At 69.0% G+C, this 21,431-nt stretch carries 25 protein-coding genes; 16 read left to right on the top strand and 9 right to left on the bottom strand.

Translation table 11 applies throughout. The annotated features are described in order from the left end of the window. Nucleotides 1-62: 62 nt before the first annotated feature. The 8 genes from OG589_RS33490 to OG589_RS33525 all read left to right on the top strand — a co-directional run bounded on the left by OG589_RS33490 (nucleotide 63) and on the right by OG589_RS33525 (nucleotide 8,208). A complete protein-coding gene (locus OG589_RS33490; RefSeq protein WP_405142113.1) occupies nucleotides 63-527 on the top strand; it encodes a RidA family protein in 465 nt (154 codons plus the stop codon). A gap of 90 nt (nucleotides 528-617) precedes the next feature. Next, nucleotides 618-1,397, top strand: coding sequence for a (2Fe-2S)-binding protein (locus OG589_RS33495; protein WP_405142114.1), 780 nt, complete (start codon nucleotides 618-620; stop codon nucleotides 1,395-1,397). Continuing rightward, entirely contained in the window at nucleotides 1,394-2,173 is a 780-nt protein-coding gene (locus OG589_RS33500) for a helical backbone metal receptor (RefSeq protein ID WP_405142116.1), read from the top strand. The genes OG589_RS33495 and OG589_RS33500 overlap by 4 nt, the downstream gene beginning before the upstream one ends. A 37-nt stretch (nucleotides 2,174-2,210) precedes the next feature. Further along, on the top strand, nucleotides 2,211-2,933 hold the full coding sequence (locus tag OG589_RS33505) for an MgtC/SapB family protein (RefSeq protein WP_405142118.1): 723 nt from the start codon (nucleotides 2,211-2,213) through the stop codon (nucleotides 2,931-2,933). A gap of 73 nt (nucleotides 2,934-3,006) precedes the next feature. Then, entirely contained in the window at nucleotides 3,007-3,456 is a 450-nt protein-coding gene (locus OG589_RS33510) for a DUF6789 family protein (protein WP_405142120.1), read from the top strand. 111 nt (nucleotides 3,457-3,567) lie between these two features. Continuing rightward, complete coding sequence (locus OG589_RS33515; protein ID WP_405142121.1) at nucleotides 3,568-5,640, top strand: catalase; 2,073 nt, start codon at nucleotides 3,568-3,570, stop codon at nucleotides 5,638-5,640. A gap of 141 nt (nucleotides 5,641-5,781) precedes the next feature. Then, a complete protein-coding gene (locus OG589_RS33520) occupies nucleotides 5,782-7,221 on the top strand; it encodes an N-acetylmuramoyl-L-alanine amidase (RefSeq protein WP_405142122.1) in 1,440 nt (479 codons plus the stop codon). Between the two features lie 138 nt (nucleotides 7,222-7,359). Then, nucleotides 7,360-8,208, top strand: a complete 849-nt coding sequence (locus OG589_RS33525; RefSeq protein WP_405142124.1) for an aldo/keto reductase — start codon at nucleotides 7,360-7,362, stop codon at nucleotides 8,206-8,208. A gap of 110 nt (nucleotides 8,209-8,318) precedes the next feature. On the opposite strand, the gene OG589_RS33530 is transcribed toward OG589_RS33525, so the two are convergent. Next, on the bottom strand, nucleotides 8,319-8,585 hold the full coding sequence (locus OG589_RS33530) for a hypothetical protein (RefSeq protein WP_405142126.1): 267 nt from the start codon (nucleotides 8,583-8,585) through the stop codon (nucleotides 8,319-8,321). A 33-nt stretch (nucleotides 8,586-8,618) separates the two neighbouring features. After that, on the bottom strand, nucleotides 8,619-9,068 hold the full coding sequence (locus tag OG589_RS33535; RefSeq protein WP_405142127.1) for a DUF1931 family protein: 450 nt from the start codon (nucleotides 9,066-9,068) through the stop codon (nucleotides 8,619-8,621). Between the two features lie 164 nt (nucleotides 9,069-9,232). On the opposite strand from OG589_RS33535, the gene OG589_RS33540 reads away from it, so the two are divergent. Both OG589_RS33540 and OG589_RS33545 read left to right on the top strand, forming a co-directional pair. Then, nucleotides 9,233-9,721 carry a CBM35 domain-containing protein gene (locus tag OG589_RS33540; RefSeq protein ID WP_405142129.1) on the top strand — a complete coding sequence of 163 codons (489 nt, stop codon included), beginning with the start codon at nucleotides 9,233-9,235 and terminating at the stop codon, nucleotides 9,719-9,721. Nucleotides 9,722-9,878: 157 nt separating this feature from the next. After that, a complete protein-coding gene (locus OG589_RS33545; protein ID WP_405142130.1) occupies nucleotides 9,879-10,613 on the top strand; it encodes an N-acyl homoserine lactonase family protein in 735 nt (244 codons plus the stop codon). 78 nt (nucleotides 10,614-10,691) lie between these two features. Here OG589_RS33545 and OG589_RS33550 read toward each other — a convergent pair whose 3' ends face one another. Then, nucleotides 10,692-11,474, bottom strand: a complete 783-nt coding sequence (locus tag OG589_RS33550) for an ATP-binding protein (RefSeq protein ID WP_405142132.1) — start codon at nucleotides 11,472-11,474, stop codon at nucleotides 10,692-10,694. Nucleotides 11,475-12,389: 915 nt separating this feature from the next. Between OG589_RS33550 and OG589_RS33555 the strand changes: the two genes are divergently transcribed. Genes OG589_RS33555 through OG589_RS33565 form a run of 3 tightly spaced genes read left to right on the top strand, consistent with a single transcriptional unit; the run spans nucleotide 12,390 to nucleotide 13,362 of the window. After that, the gene (locus OG589_RS33555) at nucleotides 12,390-12,806 is read left to right on the top strand and encodes a multiprotein-bridging factor 1 family protein (protein WP_405142133.1); all 417 of its coding nucleotides are present in this window, start codon (nucleotides 12,390-12,392) and stop codon (nucleotides 12,804-12,806) included. Continuing rightward, nucleotides 12,710-13,174, top strand: coding sequence for a DUF5753 domain-containing protein (locus tag OG589_RS33560; RefSeq protein WP_405152184.1), 465 nt, complete (start codon nucleotides 12,710-12,712; stop codon nucleotides 13,172-13,174). The genes OG589_RS33555 and OG589_RS33560 overlap by 97 nt, the downstream gene beginning before the upstream one ends. Then, nucleotides 13,165-13,362: a DUF397 domain-containing protein gene (locus tag OG589_RS33565; RefSeq protein WP_405142135.1), complete on the top strand. Its 198-nt coding sequence runs from the start codon at nucleotides 13,165-13,167 to the stop codon at nucleotides 13,360-13,362. Before OG589_RS33560 ends, OG589_RS33565 begins: the two co-directional genes overlap by 10 nt. A gap of 381 nt (nucleotides 13,363-13,743) precedes the next feature. Here the strand turns inward: OG589_RS33565 and OG589_RS33570 are convergent, their stop codons facing one another. The 5 genes from OG589_RS33570 to OG589_RS33590 all read right to left on the bottom strand — a co-directional run bounded on the left by OG589_RS33570 (nucleotide 13,744) and on the right by OG589_RS33590 (nucleotide 18,107). Then, nucleotides 13,744-14,595 (bottom strand): hypothetical protein, encoded by an 852-nt coding sequence (locus tag OG589_RS33570; RefSeq protein WP_405142136.1) that lies wholly within the window; start codon nucleotides 14,593-14,595, stop codon nucleotides 13,744-13,746. A gap of 45 nt (nucleotides 14,596-14,640) precedes the next feature. Continuing rightward, complete coding sequence (locus OG589_RS33575; protein ID WP_405142138.1) at nucleotides 14,641-15,783, bottom strand: winged helix-turn-helix domain-containing protein; 1,143 nt, start codon at nucleotides 15,781-15,783, stop codon at nucleotides 14,641-14,643. Between the two features lie 216 nt (nucleotides 15,784-15,999). After that, nucleotides 16,000-17,103 (bottom strand): serine hydrolase domain-containing protein, encoded by a 1,104-nt coding sequence (locus OG589_RS33580; protein ID WP_405142140.1) that lies wholly within the window; start codon nucleotides 17,101-17,103, stop codon nucleotides 16,000-16,002. Nucleotides 17,104-17,388: 285 nt separating this feature from the next. Further along, entirely contained in the window at nucleotides 17,389-17,874 is a 486-nt protein-coding gene (locus OG589_RS33585) for a Clp protease N-terminal domain-containing protein (protein ID WP_405142142.1), read from the bottom strand. Next, complete coding sequence (locus tag OG589_RS33590) at nucleotides 17,871-18,107, bottom strand: hypothetical protein (protein WP_405142143.1); 237 nt, start codon at nucleotides 18,105-18,107, stop codon at nucleotides 17,871-17,873. The genes OG589_RS33585 and OG589_RS33590 overlap by 4 nt, the downstream gene beginning before the upstream one ends. Before the next feature lie 254 nt (nucleotides 18,108-18,361). On the opposite strand from OG589_RS33590, the gene OG589_RS33595 reads away from it, so the two are divergent. Then, entirely contained in the window at nucleotides 18,362-18,568 is a 207-nt protein-coding gene (locus OG589_RS33595) for an EF-hand domain-containing protein (RefSeq protein WP_405142145.1), read from the top strand. A gap of 80 nt (nucleotides 18,569-18,648) precedes the next feature. Here OG589_RS33595 and OG589_RS33600 read toward each other — a convergent pair whose 3' ends face one another. After that, the gene (locus tag OG589_RS33600; protein ID WP_405142146.1) at nucleotides 18,649-19,461 is read right to left on the bottom strand and encodes an MBL fold metallo-hydrolase; all 813 of its coding nucleotides are present in this window, start codon (nucleotides 19,459-19,461) and stop codon (nucleotides 18,649-18,651) included. Between the two features lie 67 nt (nucleotides 19,462-19,528). Between OG589_RS33600 and OG589_RS33605 the strand changes: the two genes are divergently transcribed. Beyond that, nucleotides 19,529-20,152 carry a TetR/AcrR family transcriptional regulator gene (locus OG589_RS33605; protein WP_405142148.1) on the top strand — a complete coding sequence of 208 codons (624 nt, stop codon included), beginning with the start codon at nucleotides 19,529-19,531 and terminating at the stop codon, nucleotides 20,150-20,152. A gap of 82 nt (nucleotides 20,153-20,234) precedes the next feature. Beyond that, the gene (locus OG589_RS33610) at nucleotides 20,235-21,416 is read left to right on the top strand and encodes a helix-turn-helix domain-containing protein (RefSeq protein ID WP_405142149.1); all 1,182 of its coding nucleotides are present in this window, start codon (nucleotides 20,235-20,237) and stop codon (nucleotides 21,414-21,416) included. Nucleotides 21,417-21,431: the final 15 nt, after the last annotated feature.

Here is a 21,431-nt window from a genome sequence, read left to right on the forward strand (position 1 = left end):
GACGGCGTCACGATGGCCGGAAGATCAGCGTCAAGCCCGCCGGGGGCGAAAGAGGGGAACCGATGATCCGCCACTGGAATCCGCCTGGCGTGGCCCCGCCGCTCTCCCAGTACAGCCACCTGGTCTCGGTGCCGTCCGACCACGACCTGGTGCTGATCTCCGGCCAGTTCGGGCTCCTGCCGGACGGCACCCTCGCGGGCCCGGATTCCGAGACCCAGAGCCGGCAGATCTTCCTCAACATCGAGACCCTGCTCGCGTCGATAGGCGCGGGGCCGGACAACCTCGTGAGGCTGTTCACGATGGTCACGGGCACCGAGCACCTGGAGGGCAGCCGCAGGGCCCGGCATGAGGTGTTCGCCCGGTGGTACCCCGACGGCGGCTACCCGGCGAACTCCATCGCGGTGCTCGACGCGCTGACCACCCCCGAGCTGAACGTCCAGATCGACGGCGTAGCGGCCATCCCCGCACGGATCCTCGCCGAGCAGGCGGACAGCCTTCCACTGTCCGAGGCGGTGGGGGTCCTCTGACCCGGGTCCTGTGTCCTCGCCTTACGCTGGCATTCGACAGGTTCCCGGCGTGGGAGGCGCTCAGTGGGCGATGGACGCGGGGGTCCCGGTGTGACGGCGGATCCAGCGCTGGTGGTGAGGGCCCTCGCCGACGTGTCGGCCATCGGGCCGTACTTCGCGGTCTCCACCGAGCCCGGTCATGAGAGCGACCCCTCCTGGCGTCCACTCGCGGAGCTCTCCACCGCCCTCGAAGCCCTGGCGGCCAGGGTCACCGACTTCGAACGGCGGCTCGGCACCGGCGAGCGCCGGGTCGCGGCGTCGATCCTGTTCCAGGGGCTGGCGGCGCGGCTGTGGTCTCCGGTCGTCGGAACCGTCACGGCCCACGGTCTGGTGCCCGTCGCGGCCCCGGCGCACCTGCGCTGGCGACCGGTCGCGACCGGCCCGCTGCCCCTGTGGACGCCGCGCACGGCGGGCTGGGCGACCGTACGACAGGCCGAGTGCGCCGAGATGGTCTACCAGGCGGTCGTGGCCGAGCTGCTCGACCCCCTGGTAGGGGCTTTCCAGAGCGTCACGAAGGTCGCGCCCTCCCTGCTGTGGGGCAACGCCGCCTCCGCCCTGGCCGGGACGCTCCGCACCCTTCCCCCCGCGCGTCCCGACCTCGGGCCCCGAGCGGCGCGGCTGGTGGGCGAGTTGCTCCGGCTCGGCGTGCTGGCGGGCACGGGTGAGCCCGCCGAGCCCGCGCCGGGCCACCACTTCTTCGTCAGGACGAGCTGCTGCCTCTACTACCGCGTACCCGGCGGTGGCATGTGCGACGACTGCGCCCTGCTGGCCCCGGCGGTCCGCGAGAGCCAGTGGGCGCGGACGGCGCGACAGGCAGGAGGGGCACGGTGACCCGGCCGCTTGAGGATGATCTCGGCCTCCCTGTGCCGCTTCCCGATGAGATACGCCGGGTCGTGTCACTGGTGCCGTCGCTGACGGAGTCGGTCGCGGCCACGGCGCCCGGACTGCTGGTGGGGGCCACGAACTGGTGCTCGCACCCGGCCGGCCTCGACGTCACGCGGGTGCGCGGCACCAAGAACCCCGACGTGGACGCCATCGTGGCCCTGCGTCCCGACCTGGTGCTGGCCAACGAGGAGGAGAACCGCGTGCCCGACCTGGACGCGCTCCGGGCGGCCGGCGTGCCCGTCTGGGTCACGGTGATCCGCACGCTCGACGACGCGCTCGCCTCGCTCCGGCGGACGCTCGTCACCGCCATGGGCCTGCCCGAGCCGCGGTGGCTCTCGGACGCCGGACGGGCGTGGTCGGCCGACCTCGCGGAGGGCGGCCAGAGTGCCGTGATCCCGGTGTGGCGCAAGCCGTGGATGGTCGTCGGACGGGACACCTTCGCCGGCGACCTGCTCCAGCGCCTGGGCGTGCGCAACCTCTACGCCGCCCACGCCGAGCGCTATCCCCGCATCCCGCTGCCCGAGCTGCTGGCGGCCCGTCCCGATCTCGTCGTGCTGCCGGACGAGCCGTACCGGTTCACGCCCGACGACGGGCCCGGGTTCTTCCCCGGCGTGCCGGCCGCCCTGGTCAGCGGCCGGCACCTCACGTGGTACGGCCCCTCGCTCGCCGAGGCTCCCCGCGTGCTGAAGGACGCCCTGGCGTCGGCCCGGCGTGATCCGTGATTCCCGGCCGGAGCATCGCGTGATCTAACCTGGGTCGATGGCGCTCGCGTATCTGGGTGACCTCGCCGGGCAGGGCTGGAAGCAGGTCGGAGAGCTGGCCCTGGCCTTCGTGCTGTCGGCCGCGATCGGCCTCGAAAGGGAGATCAGGCAGAAGAGCGCGGGGCTGCGCACCCACACCCTGGTGGGCTTCGCCGCCGCCCTGGTCATGCTCGTGTCGAAGTACGGCTTCGGCGACGTGCTCGGGGAGCACATCGTCCTCGACCCGTCCCGCGTGGCCGCCCAGATCGTTTCCGGCATCGGCTTCATCGGCGCCGGCCTCATCTTCGTCCGGCAGGACGCGGTGCGCGGGCTCACCACCGCCGCGACGATCTGGCTCACCGCCGCCGTGGGCATGGCGGCGGGGGCCGGGCTGTGGCTGCTGGCCGGCATCGTCACGCTGGGGCACTTCCTGGCGGTCTTCGTCCTGACCCCGCTGGCCGCCCGGCTGCCGCGCTCCAAGTACGCCCCCTCGCGGCTGCACCTGACCTACCTCGACGGCCGGGGCGTGCTGCGGCGGGTCCTGGCGGAGTGCACGGGCCGGGGGTTCAGCGTGACCGAGCTCTCCGTCGACCAGCGGGCCGAGTACCAGGACCAGGCGACGGTCTCCCTGTGGCTGACCGTCCACGGCCCCGGCCCGATCTCGGAGCTGACCGCCGCGCTCGCCGAGATCGACGGCGTGCTCGCCGTGTCCGGCCAGGACTCCGACTCGGCGATGCCCTGACCAGTGCCTCGCGCGGGAGAACCCTGAATCGATCATCAGTTTTCCCGCATTCGAGCGAGGGCACGTAGCGGCAATGATGCGCAACCTCGTCCAGGGCGCCGTCAGCGGCGTGCTCGCCACGGCCGCCATGAGTGCCGTGATGCTCGCCGGCGACCGGGCCGGGCTGATGGGGGAACACCCGCCCAAGCGCATCGCCCGGGCGGCGCTCCCCGGCCCGAAGCACCGGCCAAAGACCGGCGAGGGCGTGCTGGGCGCGGTCGCGCACTTCGGCTTCGGCGCCTCCTGCGGCGCGCTGTTCGCCGTGGTGGTGGACGGGCGCCGGCCCCGGCTTCCGCTGGGCGTCGTGTACGGCCTGGCGATCTGGGCGGTCAGCTACCAGGGATGGGTGCCGGGCCTCGGGATCCTTCCGCCCATCCACCGCGACAGGCCGGGACGCCAGACCGTCATGGCCGCCGGGCACACGGTGTACGGCACGGCCTTGGTGCTGGCGCTCAACCGCCTGCGGCGGGACGACCGGGTCTGATCTTTCCAAGACGGCGCACTCCCCCCTGATCAGCCGCCGTGGCGCGTGCTGCCACGGCACCACATGGGCCGTGTAGGTCCCGCTCAATGCTCGACCCGGGGGGATACGACGATGACCAAAGACGACCGTACCGAGAAGGACCGGCAGCTCGACGCCTACCGCGTCGACCAGCGGGACTCCTTCCTCACCACCGACCAGGGCGTTCCGGTCGACGACACCGACAACTCGCTGAAGGCGGGCGAGCGCGGCCCGACGCTGATGGAGGACTTCCACTTCCGCGAGAAGATCACCCATTTCGACCACGAGCGGATCCCCGAGCGGGTCGTGCACGCCAGGGGCTCGGGGGCCTACGGCTACTTCGAGCCCTACGACGGCTCGCTGGCCTCCATCACCCGGGCGGAGTTCCTTGCCACGCCCGGGTTGCGCACGCCGGTGTTCGTCCGCTTCTCCACCGTCGTGGGGTCGCGGGGGTCCGCCGACACGGTGCGGGACGTGCGGGGCTTCGCCACGAAGTTCTACACGCGCCAGGGCAACTTCGACCTGGTGGGCAACAACTTCCCGGTGTTCTTCATCCAGGACGCGATCAAGTTCCCGGACTTCGTGCACGCGGTGAAGCCCGAGCCGCACAACGAGATCCCGCAGGCTTCGTCGGCGCACGACACGCTCTGGGACTTCGTACAGCTCCAGCCGGAGACCACTCACATGATGATGTGGCTGATGTCCGACCGGGCGCTCCCCCGGAGCTTCCGCATGATGCAGGGCTTCGGCGTGCACACCTTCCGGCTGGTGAACGAGGACGGCCGGGCGACCTTCGTGAAGTTCCACTGGAAGCCCAAGCTCGGCAAGCACTCCCTGGTCTGGGACGAGACGCAGAAGATCGCCGGCAAGGACCCCGACTTCAACCGGCGCGACCTGTGGGAGGCCATCGAGCGCGGCGCCTACCCCGAGTGGGAGCTGGGCCTGCAACTGGTGCAGGAGGAGGACGAGCACTCCTTCGACTTCGACATCCTGGACGCGACGAAGATCATCCCTGAGGAGCAGGTGCCGCTCCGCCCCGTCGGGCGCCTCGTGCTCGACCGCAACCCCGACAACTTCTTCGCCGAGACCGAGCAGGCCGCCTTCCACCTCGGCAACGTCGTCCCCGGCATCGACTTCACCAACGACCCGCTGCTGCAGGGCCGCGCCTTCTCCTACCTCGACACGCAGCTCATCAGGCTCGGCGGCCCGAACTTCCCGCAGATCCCGGTCAACCGGCCGGTCGCGGAGGTGCACGACCACCACCGCGAGGGCTACCACCAGACGCAGATCCACAAGGGCCGGGCGGCCTACCACCCGAACTCCCTGGACGGCGGGTGGCCGGAGCCCGCGGGCGACAAGGGCTACACCCACTACCAGGAGCGGGTCGACGGGTACAAGATCCGCAAGCGCAGCGAGAGCTTCGGCGACCACTACAGCCAGGCCACCCTGTTCTGGAACAGCATGTCCGGCTGGGAGCGGGAGCACATCATCGCGGCCTTCCGCTTCGAGCTCGGCAAGGTCGGCGCCCGCCACGTCCAGGAAGGCGTGGTCCGCAACCTCAACGAGGTGGACCACGACCTCGCCGTGCGGGTCGCCGAGGGCATCGGCGTGGACGCACCGGGCCAGCCGCTGGCGCCCAACCACGGCCGCAGCTCCCCCGCGCTCAGCATGGACAACGAGCCGGCGGACACCATCGCCACCCGCAAGATCGCGTTCCTGGTCGCGGACGGCGTGGACGCCACGCACATCGACGCCCTCATGTCGGACCTCACGGCCAGGGGCGCCTTCTGCGAGATCCTCGCCGCGCACGGCGGCGCCGTGCAGGGGACCGGCGGTCATCGGTTCGCGGTGACCAGGCCGCTGCCGACCACCGCGTCCGTGCTGTTCGACGCCGTGGTGGTGCCGGGCGGGGAGGAGAGCGTACGGGCTCTCGCCGAAGACGGGGACGCGGTGCACTTCGTGGCAGAGGCGTACAAACACGGCAAGGCCGTCGGCGCCCTCGGCGCGGGCACCGAGCTGCTGGGGCCGGCCCACGTCACAGAGGATCGGGAGCAGGGGGTCATCACCTCGTCGGGAGAGGACCTGGAGGGGTTCATGGCGTCCTTCGCGGCGGCCGTCGCGGCCCACCGCTTCCCCAGGCGTCCCACCCGGGCCGTACCGGCCTGACCCGCGCCGCACCGCCCCGGGCCCGGGCCTCCGCTGGGCCGGGGCGGTTTGTAGGCGCCTTGGAGCTTTCTTATACGGGTTCTCCTGACGCTGTCAGGCATGGCGTTCCAGTAGTCGGAAGGCCTCTCTTGAGGAGGACTCATGATGGCTCCCCGAGCGCGCCGGCCGCACCGCCTGGCGGTGGCGGTGGCGGGCCTACTCGCGACCCCCCTGTGCCTGCTCGGCCAACCCGCGAGCGCCGCACCCGCCGGGCCCCTCGACGGCGCGTTCAGCGGCGCCGCGGCGGCGTACGAGGTGCCCCGCGACCTGCTCGTCGCGCTGGCCTACTCCGAGACCCACCTGGACGGGCACGACGGCAAGCCGAGCGCGAGCGGCGGCTACGGCGTCATGCACCTGGTGACCAACCCCGCCAACCACACGCTGGAACAGGCCTCGGCGCTCACCGCCAAGCCGGTGGCGACGCTGAAGTCCGACACGGCGGCCAACATCGCGGGCGCCGCCGCCGTGCTGCGGGCCGAGGCCGACAAGCTCGGGCTGAGCGCGGCCGGCCGCAGGGACATCGGCAAGTGGTACACCGCCGTGGCCAGGTACGGCGGCGCCCCGAACCCGGGGACGGCACGGCTCTACGCCGACACCGTCTACGACATGCTGGCCGGGGGCGTACGCGCCGTGACGCGCGGCGGTGAGACCGTGACGGTGAAGGCGCAGGCGGTCGTGCCGGACCGAGGCGGGTACGCGGACGCGCCCGACCTGAACGCCCCGCTCGTGGCGGCGGCCGACTATCCGAGCGCCCACTGGGTCCCGGCGAACACCGGCAACTACCGGGTCGCGAGCAGGGGTGCCGGGACGATCGACCGCATCGTCATCCATGTCATGCAGGGCTCGTACGCCGGGACGATCTCCTGGTTCCAGAACCCGAGCGCCAAGGTCTCCTCGCACTACCTGGTGCGGTCGTCGGACGGCGACATCACCCAGATGGTGCGCGACAAGGACGTGGCGTACCACGCGACGACGTACAACGACCGGGCCATCGGGATCGAGCACGAGGGCTACGTCAACGACGCCTCGTGGTTCACCGACGCCATGTACCGCTCGTCCGCCGCGCTGACCCGGTACGTCGCCGACAAGTACGGCATCCCGAAGGACCGCACCCACATCATCGGCCACGTCCAGGTGCCGGGCACCGACCACACCGACCCGGGGCCGAACTGGGACTGGACCAGGTACATGCAGCTCGTGACGGGCGGCGCGCCCACCAACCCGTACACCCCCGAGCAGGTCTGCGGCACCGGGTACAGCGTCATCGACTCGGCCGCGCTCGGGTCCGCGGGGACGGCGTACCTGCTGTACGACTCCGTCAGCGGCTACAACTGCGTGACCACGATCAAGTCCACCTCGCTCGGCACGGCCTCCGCCACGGCGGCGTACCTGGAGGTGCAGGGGAAGACGAGGATCACCGACTCCGGCAACTTCGCCTACTACGCGGGGCCGGTGCGGGCGGCCGCCATCGACAAGTGCGTCAAATGGGGCGGCAAGGCCGGGTCGTCGACCTACGACAGCCCCTTCGAGCACTGCGGCTGATCTCCGGGGGGCCAGGCCCCGAAAGGGGCCCGGCCCCCGCGCGGCGTACGCTGAAAAGTAGTGCGACCAGGCCGGACGTTCGTCCTGGCGGCCGGCTCGGAACATGACGGGGTCGTGTTCGTTCGAGGGGAATCCGCCATGCTGCTGACGACCATGCGCAGAGTCACACTTCCATCCGGCGAGGCCATCCCGGTCCTCGGGCAGGGCACCTGGCACATGGCCGAGCATCCGGGCTCCCGCGAGCACGAGATCGCCGCCCTGCGCCTCGGGCTCGACCTCGACATGACGCTCATCGACACCGCCGAGATGTACGCCGACGGCGCCACCGAGGTGCTCGTCGGCGAGGCGATCGCCGGGCGCAGGGACGAGGTGTTCCTGATCAGCAAGGTCCTGCCGCACCACGCCACCTACGAAGGCACGATCGCGGCCTGCCAGGGCAGCCTGAGCCGCCTGGGCACCGACCACCTCGACCTCTACCTGCTGCACTGGCGGGGGCGGGTGCCGCTGGAGCAGACGCTCGCGGGCTTCGCCGAGCTCATGCGCATGGGCCTGATCCGGCACTGGGGCGTGAGCAACTTCGACGAGCCGGACATGCGCGACCTCTCGCAGCTTTCCGGCAGCGCGGGGGTCCAGACCGACCAGGTGCTGTACAACCTCATGCGGCGGGGCATCGAGTGGGACCTGCTGCCCTGGTGTCAGGAGTACCAGATCCCGATCATGGCGTACTCGCCGATCGAGCAGGGGGAACTGCTCAGCCACCCCGCGCTGCGCGGCGTCGCGGAACGGCATGACGCGACCCCAGCGCAGGTGGCGCTGGCCTGGGTGATCGGCCACGGCAACGTCAACGCCATCCCCAAGATGGGGACACCCGGGCACGTCTACCAGAACCGCGCCGCGGTCGGCATCACGCTCACGCCGAACGACCTGTACGTCCTGGAAGAGGCCTTCCCTCCGCCCTTCCACAAGGTGCCCCTCGAAATGCACTGACGCACCCGAACTCCTGCGGTACTGCGGTCCCGGCGCTCACCGCCCGCCCGCTCACCGCCCGCCCGCTCACCGCCCGCCCGCTCACCGTGGACCTGCTCACCGTGGGCCTGCTACCGCCCCGCCTGTTCACCGCCCGCCTGCTCTTGCTCGCCGAGCCGGCGTAGCAGTTCCTCCCGCCTGGCTTCCAGCGTCTCGGCGAACGCCTCCTGCTCCTCCGCCATCGTGATCAGCGTGGAGATCTCGGCCGAGTCGGTCGGGGAGTCGGCGCGCTCCCCGACGCGCTCACGCAACTCCGCCGCCGTCTGCCGCAGCCTCGTCAGGTCCTCCTCCACCATGCGGAGTTCCTCGCGTAGCGCCGCCTCGTCCTCGGTGGCCATCGGTACCGGGCCCCTTCCGATCTCGCCGTCCGCCTAGAGCAGCAACTCGAAGATCCGCTCGACCCGCTCCCAATCCCGGGTCTGCGGATTCTTCGTCTCCGGATCGAGGATCTTGAAAGCACGCGCGAGTGCCATCGTCAGCCCTCCCACCACCATGGGCAGCCGTTCCTCGGTCTCCTCGCTGAGGGTCACGTCAAGGGGCGGCCTGGCCGTCAGCCGATCGAGGATGGGACTCACCTCGATCTCCCGATCGAGATCGCGGAAGACGTACATGATCTCCTGCAGGCCCTTGGTGATGGGCAGGTCATGGGGCTCCATGATGTCGCGGCGGTTCGCCTTCGCCGAAGCCTGGCCGATGACGAGCAGGTCGTAGACCTTCTGGTCGAGGAAGTCGTGGTAGCGCTTCAGGTCGTCCTTGTCGACGTCCAGTTCTGCGGCAGCGCGGAAGAAGCGCTCGAACTTGCTCACTTCGCCTACCACCATGTCGCGTCATCTCCTCCCATCCGTCTCCCGGCGGGCTGGCCGCACCCGGGCAGGCGAATGCGCTCTCCTCGCATCCTCGCGAGCGGCGGGCCGCCTCACATCCCCTGGACAGGTAGTCCGCTCCGACCTGCGCCGGAACGCAACGCCCGTATAAAGCGTGATTTTTGGGCCCTCTGGCCCCCTTCACGGCACGGCCTCACAAATGGTTCGATCACATCACGGCGACCTCCGCGAACGGCAACCCGAACCTCGACTACATCGAGGCGACCGTCTCCGACACCCCGTCCTCCGAATACGAGGCCGAGAACGCGACCCTCTCGCAGGCGGCCGTGGCGACCAACCACACGGGCTTCACCGGGACCGGTTTCGTGGACTACACCAACGTCGCCGGCGGCTACTTCGAGTGGACGGTCAACGCCGCGACGGCCGGAAGCACGACCCTCGCCATCCGGTATGCCAACGGCACCACGGCCAACCGGGCGATGGACATCGCGGTCAACGGCACCGACACACAGGCCCCGACCGTGCCCGCCGGCGTACGCGTGACCGCGACCACCAGCAGCAGCATCGCTCGCCTGGAACGTCTCCACCGACAACGTCGGCCGGATCGGGCACCAAGGTGTCGACCATCCAGACCCACTCCCAGGCCGTGACCCTCGGCCAGCAGCTCGCCCAGCAGTTCGTCAACAACAACTGATCCACGACGGCGAAGCGGGCCCGGCCACCACCGGGCCCGCGCGCGTCTCTCCGGAGCATTCGCCCTCGGCGGACGCTTCCGGAAATCACCCACCCACCTGCGAGGATCATCAGATGGGGAACGACACGGCGGTGCGCCGACTCGACCTGGGGTACTTCGTCCGGCCCGCATCGGAGACGGGGGGCCCGCAGCCGAGGGTCGAGCCCGTCCTCGCCTATCTGGTGCGGCGCGACGAGGGGTTGATTCTTTTCGACACCGGCATCGGCGCCGCGGACCCCGAGACGGAGGCCCACTACCGGCCCCGGCGCAACGCGCTGGAAGGCGCCCTTGCCGACGCGGGAGTCACCCTCGCGGACATCTCCCTGGTCGTGAACTGCCACCTCCACTTCGACCACTGCGGGGGTAACCCCTCACTGGCCGGGAGGCCGATCGTGGTGCAGGCCACGGAGCTCGCCACCGCCCGCGGAGGCGACTACACGATCGACGAGCTCGTCGACTTCCCCGGCGCGGTCTACGAAGAGATCACCGGTGAGGCCGAGGTCTGGCCGGGGGTCTGGATCATCCCGACTCCCGGGCACACCGCGGGGCACCAGTCGATGGTGGTCCGGCAGAGCGACGGCACCGTCATCCTCGCCGGCCAGGCGCACGACTTCGCGTCCGAGTTCTCCTCCGACCACCTGGCCCGCCAGGCCACCCTCCACGGCCTGGCCCAGCCCCTCCCCATCTACCAGCCCTGGCTGAACCGCCTCACTGACTTCGACCCCCGCCGAATCCTCTTCGCCCACGACGCCTCCGTCTGGGAACCACCCCACACAGGAGATGCGGGGACGATTTCCCCCCACCCGTGACCCGCGTAACGGGTGAGCCACTTGCTGCCCACCCAGGCCGTCCCTGACCAGTCGGTGCATAGAGGTAGCCGCCAGCGACTAGTGAAACGGAGGGCGCCGGATCGACGTATTCGTGGAGACGCCAGTGTCGTGTCCGGAGGGAAGTCCCCAGCGCGCCCAGACCGTCTTACCCGAGCCGTCGGGAAGCGGAGTAATACCGTGGTCGCCGGCAAGAGCGGCGACGATGATGAGGCCCCTGCCATGGACGGACTCGATGCCAAGGTCGAGATGGCGCGGCTGCCCGGACCCGTGATCGGTGACCCGTACGCGCAGCTCTCCGGGTCCGCCCCACAGGGAGAGCCTGATCGGGGGATCACCGTAGTTGATCGCGTTGGCCAGCAACTCGCCGACCACGAGAACCACGTCATCCGCGAGATCGGCAAGCGCCCAGGCGGTGAGGACGTCCTTCACCAGACCGCGGGTCTTGCCGACCATCGACAGGTCGTGGGGTAGATCCCAGCAGACGGTACGCAGACCGTCCGGCCTTTCTTTCATCGAGACTCCGTAAGTCATCAGGCGGTCCGTGAGGGCCGGATGTGGCTGATCGAGGCCCACCTTCGGGTCCGGGGGGTTTCGTACGGATACATGAGGTGTCCTGCCACGGTGTCCGGCCTTGGCTCGGATGCGCTCCACGTCCCGCATCAGGTCGCGCAGTTCCTCGGGGGTGGGCGCCAGCACGAGGAGTGGCTCGGACGAGGCCCAGGTGGCGACGGCGTAGAAGCGGCGCGTGCCCACGCCGTACCAGACGCTCCACGCGGGCTCCATCTGGTCCAACTGCTGCGCGGCAGCCCGCTTGGCGAGATCCCATCGCCCGTGGGGCATCTGTTCGGTACGCGCACGCGCCCCTCGCCGGTGCCGTCCGCCCGATCGCGACTCACGATCGCGTCTCTTCACGCCGCCATGCCGTCTCGGTACGGCTGACGTTCGCCGGGAGAGTGCCGCGTACCTGGAGCCCGGCCACGCCGGTAGGGCACGGCACTCGCCGGCACGGGCTCCGCGTTGCGCCTGTGGCGCCCAGCCGTGATGACGTAAGACTCGGACGGAATCTGGGACGGCTCGGGGCTCGGCAGCGGGCGGCACACCGGTGTCGCCATCGGCAACCGGCCGCCCGACCCAAGACGCCGCCGAGCGCTCATCCGGGCGTGGACCTGCGCGGGAGTGGGCTGCTCCCATTCATGCCGTGGACGGTGCGGAAGGCTCGCGCCCTCGTGGGCGTACGGCGGATGACCACACCAGCGACACCCCAACGGCATCGGCGGCTGCTCAGCATGCCAACGAACCCGAATGACGCGGATGACACCACTATTGTTGCGCATGGGATCGGACCTCCATTGTCCGGTTCAAGGGGCTCGCCCGGCCTGCATTGCTGTGGCGGGCCCCGGCTTCCCGAAAGCTGCCTATTGGCCACTGAGAAGGAGAGCGACACTCTTAGCTACTTTATGCTGGTAAGAGAGTTGGGATGGATCGCCTAATACCCACAAGGCCCACATGCCCGATTGTTCGCTAAGATCCTAGATAGGCACCCCAACGAGAAGCGCATTTCGGACATCGGTAATTACTACCCCAAACCACGAACATCTCGACTCCCGCGCGATCGTCCTTCCACAGTTTTTCTTTACGCTTCACACGTTTATAACCATGGTCGTAGGCTCCGACATAAGGCGCCGCACGCACCGCCAAACGTGAACGCGGCATCAACCTCGTGAATGTCTGTGAGGGATCGTGAACGGCAATCGCATGACAGCGCTCGAATTCTTCGCCAGGGAGCTTCGGCGGGCGCGCGAGGCCGCCGGCATGAGTCAGGCCCAGCTCGCCGCCGCGATCGTCGGCTACTCCCCGTCCTTCGTCGCCATGGTCGAGACCAGCCGCAGGGTGCCGAAGCCGGACTTCGCCGAGCGCTGCGACCGCGTCCTGGAGACCAGCGGCATCCTCTCGCGCCTGACCGACGACCTGGTGTGCCGGGGGATGCCACCGGAGTGGCTGGGCAAATGGCTGCAGATCGAAGGCACGGCTACCTCACTGCTCTCGTACGAGCCGCTGTACCCGGTCTACTGCAGATCGAGCCGTACGCACGGGAGGTCATCGCCACATCCGGCAGGCCGTTCGACGTCGACGATCAGGTTGAAGCGCGCGTGGCGCGCCAGCGCATCCTGACTCTCGACAGCAGGCCGATGCTGGTCGTCGTACTCGACGAGGGCGTGCTCCACCGGCCGGTCGGCGGAGCACAGGTCATGCGTGACCAGCTCGCCCATCTGCTCGACGCCGCTCAACGACCGGAGGTTGTTATTCAGATTGTGCCGATTGAAGCCGGTGCCTATTCTGGCCTGGCCGGGCCCTTCGTCATCGCCGATTTCGGTGGCAGGGAGGTCGTCTACGTGGACAATGCCCTGAGCGGAGACGTCATCGAGCACGCACCCGACGTGGCGACCATGAAACGCCTATGGGAATCCCTGCGGGCCGAGGCGTTGCCGATGAAGCAATCGATCGAGCTGATGACAAAGGTGGCAGAGACATGGACCTGACAGACCTGCGCTGGCGCAAGTCCTCGTACAGCAGTGGCAACGGCGGTAATTGTGTCGAGGTCGCACCCCTCCCCGGCGGCATAGCCGTACGAGACAGCAAGAACCCCGCCGGTGCGATCCTCAGCTTCCCCCCGACCGAGTGGAACGCCTTCCTCTCCACCCTGAAGAACGGCGGCCTCAGCGGCTGAGCCCCACGGCTCCCTGATCCCTCAGCAGAACCGCGCCGGTCCCGATACCGGGAGCGGCGCTCACGATGGTGGAGTGCTTTGCCGTACTGGTCGTCTCGTACGCCCAGTACGGATAGCGTTTCTCCATGAGGCCGTTTTTGGTGGAGCTACCCCTTTCACACTTCAAGACGTTTAATGAAGAAACTCTGCCACTGTTCCCCAAGACTGTGCTCATCGGTCGTAACAGCAGCGGCAAGCCCAATGCCCTTCAGGCCTCCTGGGCAAGACTTGCGAAACCGGCAAGGACTTCAGCGATTTCGACCGTCTCATGGGGCTTGAATGAGCGCGCGTCGCAGGGTCGAGTTCATCGACACCTCTGTTCTTCGCAACCTGTCGGAAGCCCTATGGACCGTTCTCCCTGACGAACGCGGGCGCCAGAAGGCGGATACGCTCTTCTGGAAGGTCACCTGTGAGAGCGCGCACCGCCATCTGCACTCCATCGCCCCGCGCCGAGCCGAATTGGTCATGAAGGAGTTCGCAGCCTTCAAGGACCATGTTCCTAATCTGCGACTGCATGGCAAGTCTGTCGAAGACAGGACGAATGTTCCGCGCAGCCATCATCAGCCGCACTACGTCGGCCGCATCCTTGTCCGTGAGCCGCCCCGGTGACTTGACGCCGCTTCGCAAGCGGTCCCGGATCTTGAAGGCCTTCGCGATCAGGAGTGCCGGCGGGCCGGCGACCTGAATCTTGAACTGCCGCCCGTCCACCTCTGGCTCCAAGCTCGCCACCGGCATCACTGAGCGATCGAACACGGCGGCTTCGAGTCCGAGGACACGCCGGGTCGCCATCTTCGAATGCGGAGGGATCTGAGCGCTTCGTCCACCTGCCACCGGGGCCAAGCCCTCGGGCACGAGAAGATCCACTCCTACGCGGTGCGGCTGGCCGCCGATCATCTCCGTACGGGTCCAAATGCCCGGCTGAAATGGGTCATTCAGCTCGAACCCAGCGGCCTTCATCCTTTCGTCCAGCAATGGTTCACCGAGCACGTCGGCTGGATTCAAGGTCAGATCCGCGTCACTGGTGTACGCCGAACTGGCGAGCAGTACGTGCCCAGTGTGAAGGTGTACAGCCTGCGCGCCTACCAGGACCACCGCGTTGAGTTGCTCCTTGAGCGCTTCGAGTGCGTCGAGAAGCACGCGACGGGCCACCACGGTCAGTTCATGACGATTCACACCTTCAGGGACGCGTGCCATGTTGCCTCCACAGCTGGAGCTCGATCACTTAAGGCAGCGCGAGCACTACGGTGCGTCACATCTTAATTGATCAAGACTTTCCATGCGCCACTGTTTCTCATGGTCACGCATGTGATCCAGGACCGCCTCGCCCGCTGCGGGCATACGTCCGGAACCGGACAGGCAGTCCAGTGCCAGCTGGCTCAATGCCACGTGCGGCAGGCCCTGGATCAGCCGTAGCCCGGTGAACATCACAGGATCTCTGGCTTCGATGAGCAAGACATCCGCCCCTTGGTCCACAGCGAGGAGCCCTTGCTCAGCGATCAGGTCGTTCTGGACGTCGCCACGCGTGTAGAGGACCGCTTGGCCGCCTATCGCGAGTGGAGCGACCGCTGCGGCGGCGACCGGGCCGGTCACGGCAACCGAAGGTCGCAGTTGCTCCTGACCGCTTAGCCACTCAAGGAAGGAGTCCAGACCATTGGGAGCAAGAAGGCTACGGAAATCACCCGTCTTGAGCAGGCTTGTCGCCGAGGCGCGCGCCCGGAGCAACGACTCCCAGTCGACCTTCGTGACCACCTTGTCACGCCGCCGGATGAGCCCCTCCTCCTCCATGACGTCAAGCAGCCGTGAAACGTATGGAGGACTCAAGGCGACGGCCTGCGCCAACTCGGCAGCTCTATATGGGGGCCGTACATCAGCCAGCGCCCGTACCAGCCGTCCCGCGCGAAGACCCCTCAGCCCGCGCCCGCCACTCCCTCGGCGCCCCCGGGGATCCCGCGCGGCTCCGTCGGTGCGGATCACAACGGCCGGCCGCCTCATCGTGAACGAGACGTTGCCGGTCAGGTCCAGATAGCCGCAGTCCCATCGAGAGAGCAGCTCACGGGTACGCGGGCTGAGCCACGGTGCGATCACTACCGCTGACGCTCCCGGGCTGAAGCGACGCATCACTGAGATCCGCGGCAGTAACTCACGTTCAAGGCGAGCAGGGGTCGGGTCGAGCACCGCTTCTGCGAGCACCTGGCCATAGAAGGTGTGAGCGGAGTCGGTGACGCCGATCAACCTGTCAGGCCTGCCCGGGGATAGACCCTGAGGTCGCGGCGAAGAGGGTTCAGGCTCCAGGGAGATCTCCCAGTCGCTTCCCAGGAGCGCGGCCAGTTGGGCGATCCCCAGGGCCAGGAGCTGTTCCTCATCGCCAAGGGTGCCGGTCACCTCCCCAGGATGGCATGGCACTTTCGAGAAACCAAGCAAGAGTTGCCAGTTTCGGTGAGTTGCCAACTACTGGCAACTCACCGAAACTGGCAACTCAAACCTTTAAGCGCAATCGGGACCCACTCCTACTGGCCGGCCCAGACCCGCGTTCGGGCCGAGGCCTCAGCCGCTCAGAAGGCGGGCGCGGGCCGACGGAGACTATCCCCGTCCCGCAGGTTACAAGGCCGGGTTTCGAGAGGTCGTCGGGCAGAAGAGAGGTTCGAAGAGGTCGGTGAAGGTCTTCAGGAAGTCGTTCCAGTCGCCGTTCAGGTTGCTCACCAGCGTGTGGGTGCCCTGGCGGTTGCCCATCGCGTACGACATCGAGCCCTGGATGAAGCCGCCGCCGCCCCAGACCGTGACCCCGCACGAGAGCTTCTGGGAGTAGACGCCGAGGCCGTACCTGGTGTCCGGGACCCAGCCTGAGCCCTCCGTCGAGACGGTGGTGAACATCTCCTTCTGCTGGGCGGGCGGGAGGAGGCGGCCGCGCAGCAGGGCGCTCAGGAACCGGTGCAGGTCCGAGGTCGTCGAGATCATGCCGCCGGCGGCCCAGGCCCAGCTCAGGTCCATCTCGGTCACATCGTGGATTTCCGCGTCGTGGCCGGTCTCGTCTTGCTTGGAGTAGTGGCGGGCGTGTGGGTCGCGGATCGTGTTGTCGGTGCCAGGGAGGTAGGTTCCCGTCAGGCGCAGCGGGCGGGCGATGCGGCGCTCGATCTCGTCCGCGAGGGTCGAGCCTGTCGCACGCTCAACGATCATTCCCGCCAGGTTGTAGTTGACCTTTGAGTAGATGAAGCGCTTGCCGGGCTCTTCGGGGCGCGGGGTCTCCTGGCCGGGGATGGCGTCGGGGAGTCCGCTGGTGTGGTTGAGCAACCGCCGGACGGTGATCTTGGTGCCGTCCGCGCCGGGGATGTACTCCTCCACCACGCCGGGCAGCCACTTGGCCACCGTGTCGTCCAGGGTCAGCTTGCCTTCGGCCACCAGTTGCAGAGCCACCGTGCCGACGAACGCCTTGGTGAAACTTCCGATGCGGAAATGCTCGCCCGGTTGGCGCTTGCGACCGGTCGTCATGTCGGCGACCCCTGCCGTGCCGAACCACGGTGTTGTGTGGCCGTCTCTGATCTCGGCGACGATGCCTGGGCCGCCGCCGTCGGCCACGGCCCGGTCGAGCACGCGCCGGATCTTGGCGTGGCCTCGGTCGCGGTCGGCTGCGGAGGCAGCGGAAGTCATCATGGCGGTCCCTGCCACCGTCACGGCGACGAGCAGGCCCGCGCGGGCACCGAACATGGACAGTTGCCTCCTTGGGCACGGAAAGAAGGTTGGAGGGGGTGGCGCAGGCATGGCTATGCAGAAAAGGCGCTGCTCCGACAGGAGCGTGAAGGCCGCTGAAGGCTGCGGAAGGTGCCGTTGATCGATCTGTTCGGATCGTCGCGCCGCCGGTGGGCGTGCCCGGTACGAATGGGGGCGTAGCCGATGAAGCGCATCCTTCTGACAGGCGGTGCCTGCTGTCTCAGGTGCTCATGAGCGAAGCGCGAACGGCACTTCGGGACCATGGAAGGGCTGGCGTACTCGTTACTCGGTGTCGTCGTTGGTGATGGTGTTGTGGACGCGGGTCAGCAGGTCGGAACGGTCGACGCCGGCCAGGGCCAGGGCGCGTGCCACCGTGCCGACCTCGCCCCGCAGGATTCCGAGCAGTACGTGCGCTGGTCGCAGGTCCTTCTTGCGGGAGACCGCGGCGAAGCCACGCTCAAGGGCGAGCTTGCCCGTCGCGCCCATGGTGGGCCGGCGCTTCAGCGTGGCGCTCGGCCGGGAGAGGCCGAAGGATGCGCGGGACACCCCGACGGTGGCCAGGCTGTGGTCGAACTCCCGGTCGAGAGCAGCCCGGGTCGCCTGGTGGTCGAGGCCGACGGAGGCCAGGACGCGCTGCGGGGCGGTGCCCTCCTGGGCCGCGACGGCGAGCAGGAGGTGCTGCGCCTCGACCGTGGCCGATCCGTGCCTCTGCGCCTCGACCCCTCCCTCCGTGAGGATCGTATGAAGGTATGCGTCGAACGTGCTCATGGTGAACGTCTCCTCAGCTTGACGCCCACGGCGATGAGCCGCTTGGCGTGCTTCCTGTGGACGGCCTGACGGGTCACGCCGAGCGCCTCGGCGACCTGTGGCCAGCTCCAACCCGCGCGCATCGCATGCTCGACGGCGGCGTCCTCCAGTTGGTCGGCCAGGCGCCGCAGCGCTCCTACGGCCGCCAGTTCGTCGGCGGGGTCCTGGGGGACGGGGATGTCACTCACGGGCATGTAAGCAACATTAATTGACTAATTCAGAGTTAGTCAACCCAAGTTGCTTAGAGACAGCGGGCCGCTCGCCGGGCGCTAGTCCGCTCGCAGGATGACGCGTTACCGATGGTTGTCCTGGGCGGTGGGGGGCAGAGGGGGTGCGGCTTTACCTGCCGGTCAGGGGGTTTGTTGGGTGGGCGAACTACCTCAAAACCCGTGAACGGCGGTGGGGAGCCGACTAAGGTTCTGGACGACTGATCAAACGAGGAGTGGCAATGAGCGAGTACGCGGTGACCTTCGATTTGGTCGACGCCGACAAGGACGGGCTGATCTCGGCCGGGGAGCTGCTGCACCTCATGGAGGTGCTGGGCCAGCCGGTGACCGCCGAGGCCGCCGAGGCGGCGGTCCAGAAGCTCGACGTCGACGGCGACGGGCTCATCTCGCTCGAGGAGTTCTCCCACTACCTCAGCGCCACCAGCTAGGTCCTGCTTCGCGGATCGGCGTCGCGGGATAGACGTGTCTAGGTGACATATCAGGCCGGTTCCTCCCGGGATAGACGTGTCTAGGCGACGTACCGGGCCAGTTCCCAGGGGTCGTGGGCGCTCACGAGGCTCACCTCGTCGCCGTGCAGGCGGACCAGCTCGCGCAGGCGGGCGTGGTTGCCGAGCCGCAGTGGCCGGTCGACCTCGGTGATCTGCTGGAGGATGTCCATGCCCGGGTGGCCATGCGGGGCGTCGGGGTCGATCTCGCCGTGGAAGTAGTAGGCGTCGCCACAGTGCAGCAGCCACCGGTCGTCGGCGCGAACGGCGATCGCGCTGTGCCCGAGGGTGTGCCCGCCGAGCGGTACGAGCAGGATGTCCGCGTCCAGGCCTTCCAGCGGGCGTACCGCGTCGAAGCCGAACCACGGGTCGCCCTGGGCGGCGGGGTAGGTCACCCAGTGCGGCCGGTGCGCCCACTGGGCCGGCCGGTAACGGACGCGGTCCTCGGGGTGGTGGCCGGGAGCGGCCATCGCGGCGCGGTGCTCGGCCTCGCGCAGGTGGACCTTCGCCCAGGGGAAGTCGGGCAGCCCGCCGGCGTGGTCGAGGTCGAGGTGGCTCAGCACGATGTGCCGCACGTCCTCGGGCCGGAAGCCCAGCCTGGCCACCTGGTGGACGGCCGTCTCCGCCAGGTCGAGCACGGGCTGGGCCCTGCCGAGGAAGTCCGGACCGAGGGTCTCTTCCGGGCGGGCGACGTCGGGCGTGCCGAGGCCGGTCTCCACCAGGACGAGGCCGTCGTGGCCGGTCTCGACGAGCAGGCAGTGGCAGACGGCGGGGAGGCTTCCCTGGGCCGTGTCGATCTGCCGCATGGAACCGCAGTTGAGGTGGTGGATCTTCACAGCGGACCTCTTAACTAACGAACGATCGTACGTTTTTGGCGAACGATCGGTAGGTTAAGCTGATGCCATGAGCCCGCGCAAGTCCGCCGTCGAGGCGGTGGCCACCCGCACCAGGATCATCGAGCGCGCGTTCGCGCTGGCCTCCGCCGAAGGCCTCGAAGGCCTGACCATCGGCCGCCTCGCCGCCGACCTGGAGATGAGCAAGGCCGGAGTCATCGGCCACTTCGGCTCCAAGGAGGCGTTGCAACTCGCCACCCTGGACGCCGCGGTCGAGAGGTTCCGCCTGCGGGTCCCCGCCCGGGTCGTCGGCGCGAGGCCGGGGGCCGAGCGGCTAGCGCGCGCGTTCGGGGAGTGGATCGACTACATGGCGGGCGCCGAGGGGCACGGGGGATGCTTCCTGACCTCGGTCGCCACCGAGTTCGACGGGCGTCCGGGTCCGGTGCGCGACGCCGTGCTGGCCGCGCTGGCGAGCTGGTCCGCGTACGTGGCCGCCGAGCTGCGCGCGGCCGTCGAGGCGGGCGAGCTGCCCGCGGACACCGACGTCGACCAGTTCGTCTTCGAGCTGAACGGCGTCGCGCTGGCCGCCGACCAGTCCATCCAGCTCCACCGTGACCCGGCCGCCCCCGCCCGCGCCCTCCGTGCGATCGCCCGCGTCCTGGGCCCGCGGGCCGCGTCCGCCGCCAGTCCGTAACACGCGCGACATCGTCGCGTCGCCCGCTACTAACCTCCTGTCTAATACGTCACAATTGGACGGACTCCGACGGGAGGGCCAATTGGCGATCACATCAGACAACGAGCTCTGGGCCGCCGTACCGGCCGGTGTGGCGGGACGCCTCCGTCCCGTGATGAGCGATCTCGCCGATCAGATGATCTTCGAGATCCAGCGGCGCGTGCCCGAGTACGCCCGTCCCTCCGACGAGGTCTACATCAAGGTGCTGCGCATCGCCGTGGACGAGGCGCTCCAGCGGTTCCTCCGGCGCATCGAGCGGCCCCACGACCCGTGGGATCCCGAGGTGTTCCGCGCGATCGGCCGGGGCGAGGCCGCCGAGGGCCGCAACCTCGAACCCTTCCAGACCGCCATGCGCCTCGGCGCGCGGGTGGCGTGGCACCGCCTCACCGAGCAGGCCGAGCGGCTCCGCCTCGACCCCAAGACGCTGTACGACCTGGGCGAGGCCATCTTCGTGTTCCTCGACCAGCTCGCCGACGCGGCGACCGACGGCTTCAACGAGGCCCGCGCCAACGCGGCGGGCGAGATCGAGCGCCGCCGCCACCGCCTGCTCGACCTGCTGCTCTCTCAGCCGCCCGCCTCCCCCGACGCCATCGCCGACCTTGCCAGGACCGCCGGCTGGCGTCCGCCGAAGACCGTGGCCGGCGTGGCGCTCGAGGAACGGGGCGGCTACCGCGCGCCGTCGCTGCCTCCCGACGTGCTGGTGGGGCTGGACCGCCGGCATCCCTGCCTGATCGTCCCCGACCCGGACGGGCCGGGGCAGGCGCGGATGCTGGAGACGGGACTGCGCGGCTGGCGGGCCGCCATCGGGCCCTCCGTGCCGCTGCTCAACGCCGCCACGTCACTGCGGTGGGCCATGGAGGCGCTCGCGCTGGCCGATCGCGGGGTGCTGCCCGGGTCCGCGAGAGTGCTGCGCTGCGCCGACCACATGGCCACGCTCATCGTGTTCAAGGACGAGGAGCTGGTGAAGGCCCTGTCCGCGGTACGGCTCGCGCCCCTCGCGCACCTGCGGCCGAGCCGGCAGGACCGGCTGGCCGAGACCCTGCTCGCCTGGCTCCGCCACGGCCGGGGCGCCGGGGAGGTCGCCGCCCGCCTCCACATCCACCCGCAGACTGTTCGCTACCGGCTGCGGCAACTGGAGGAGCTGTACGGCGACCAGCTCGCCGACCCGGACATCCGCTTCGAACTGGAGATCGTCCTGCGCGCCCGCCAAGCGCTCAACCCCTGACCGCCACGAGCAGCG

The sequence above is a fragment of the Sphaerisporangium sp. NBC_01403 genome (genome assembly GCF_045040145.1).
Classification (GTDB): Bacteria; Actinomycetota; Actinomycetes; order Streptosporangiales; family Streptosporangiaceae; genus Sphaerisporangium; species Sphaerisporangium viridialbum.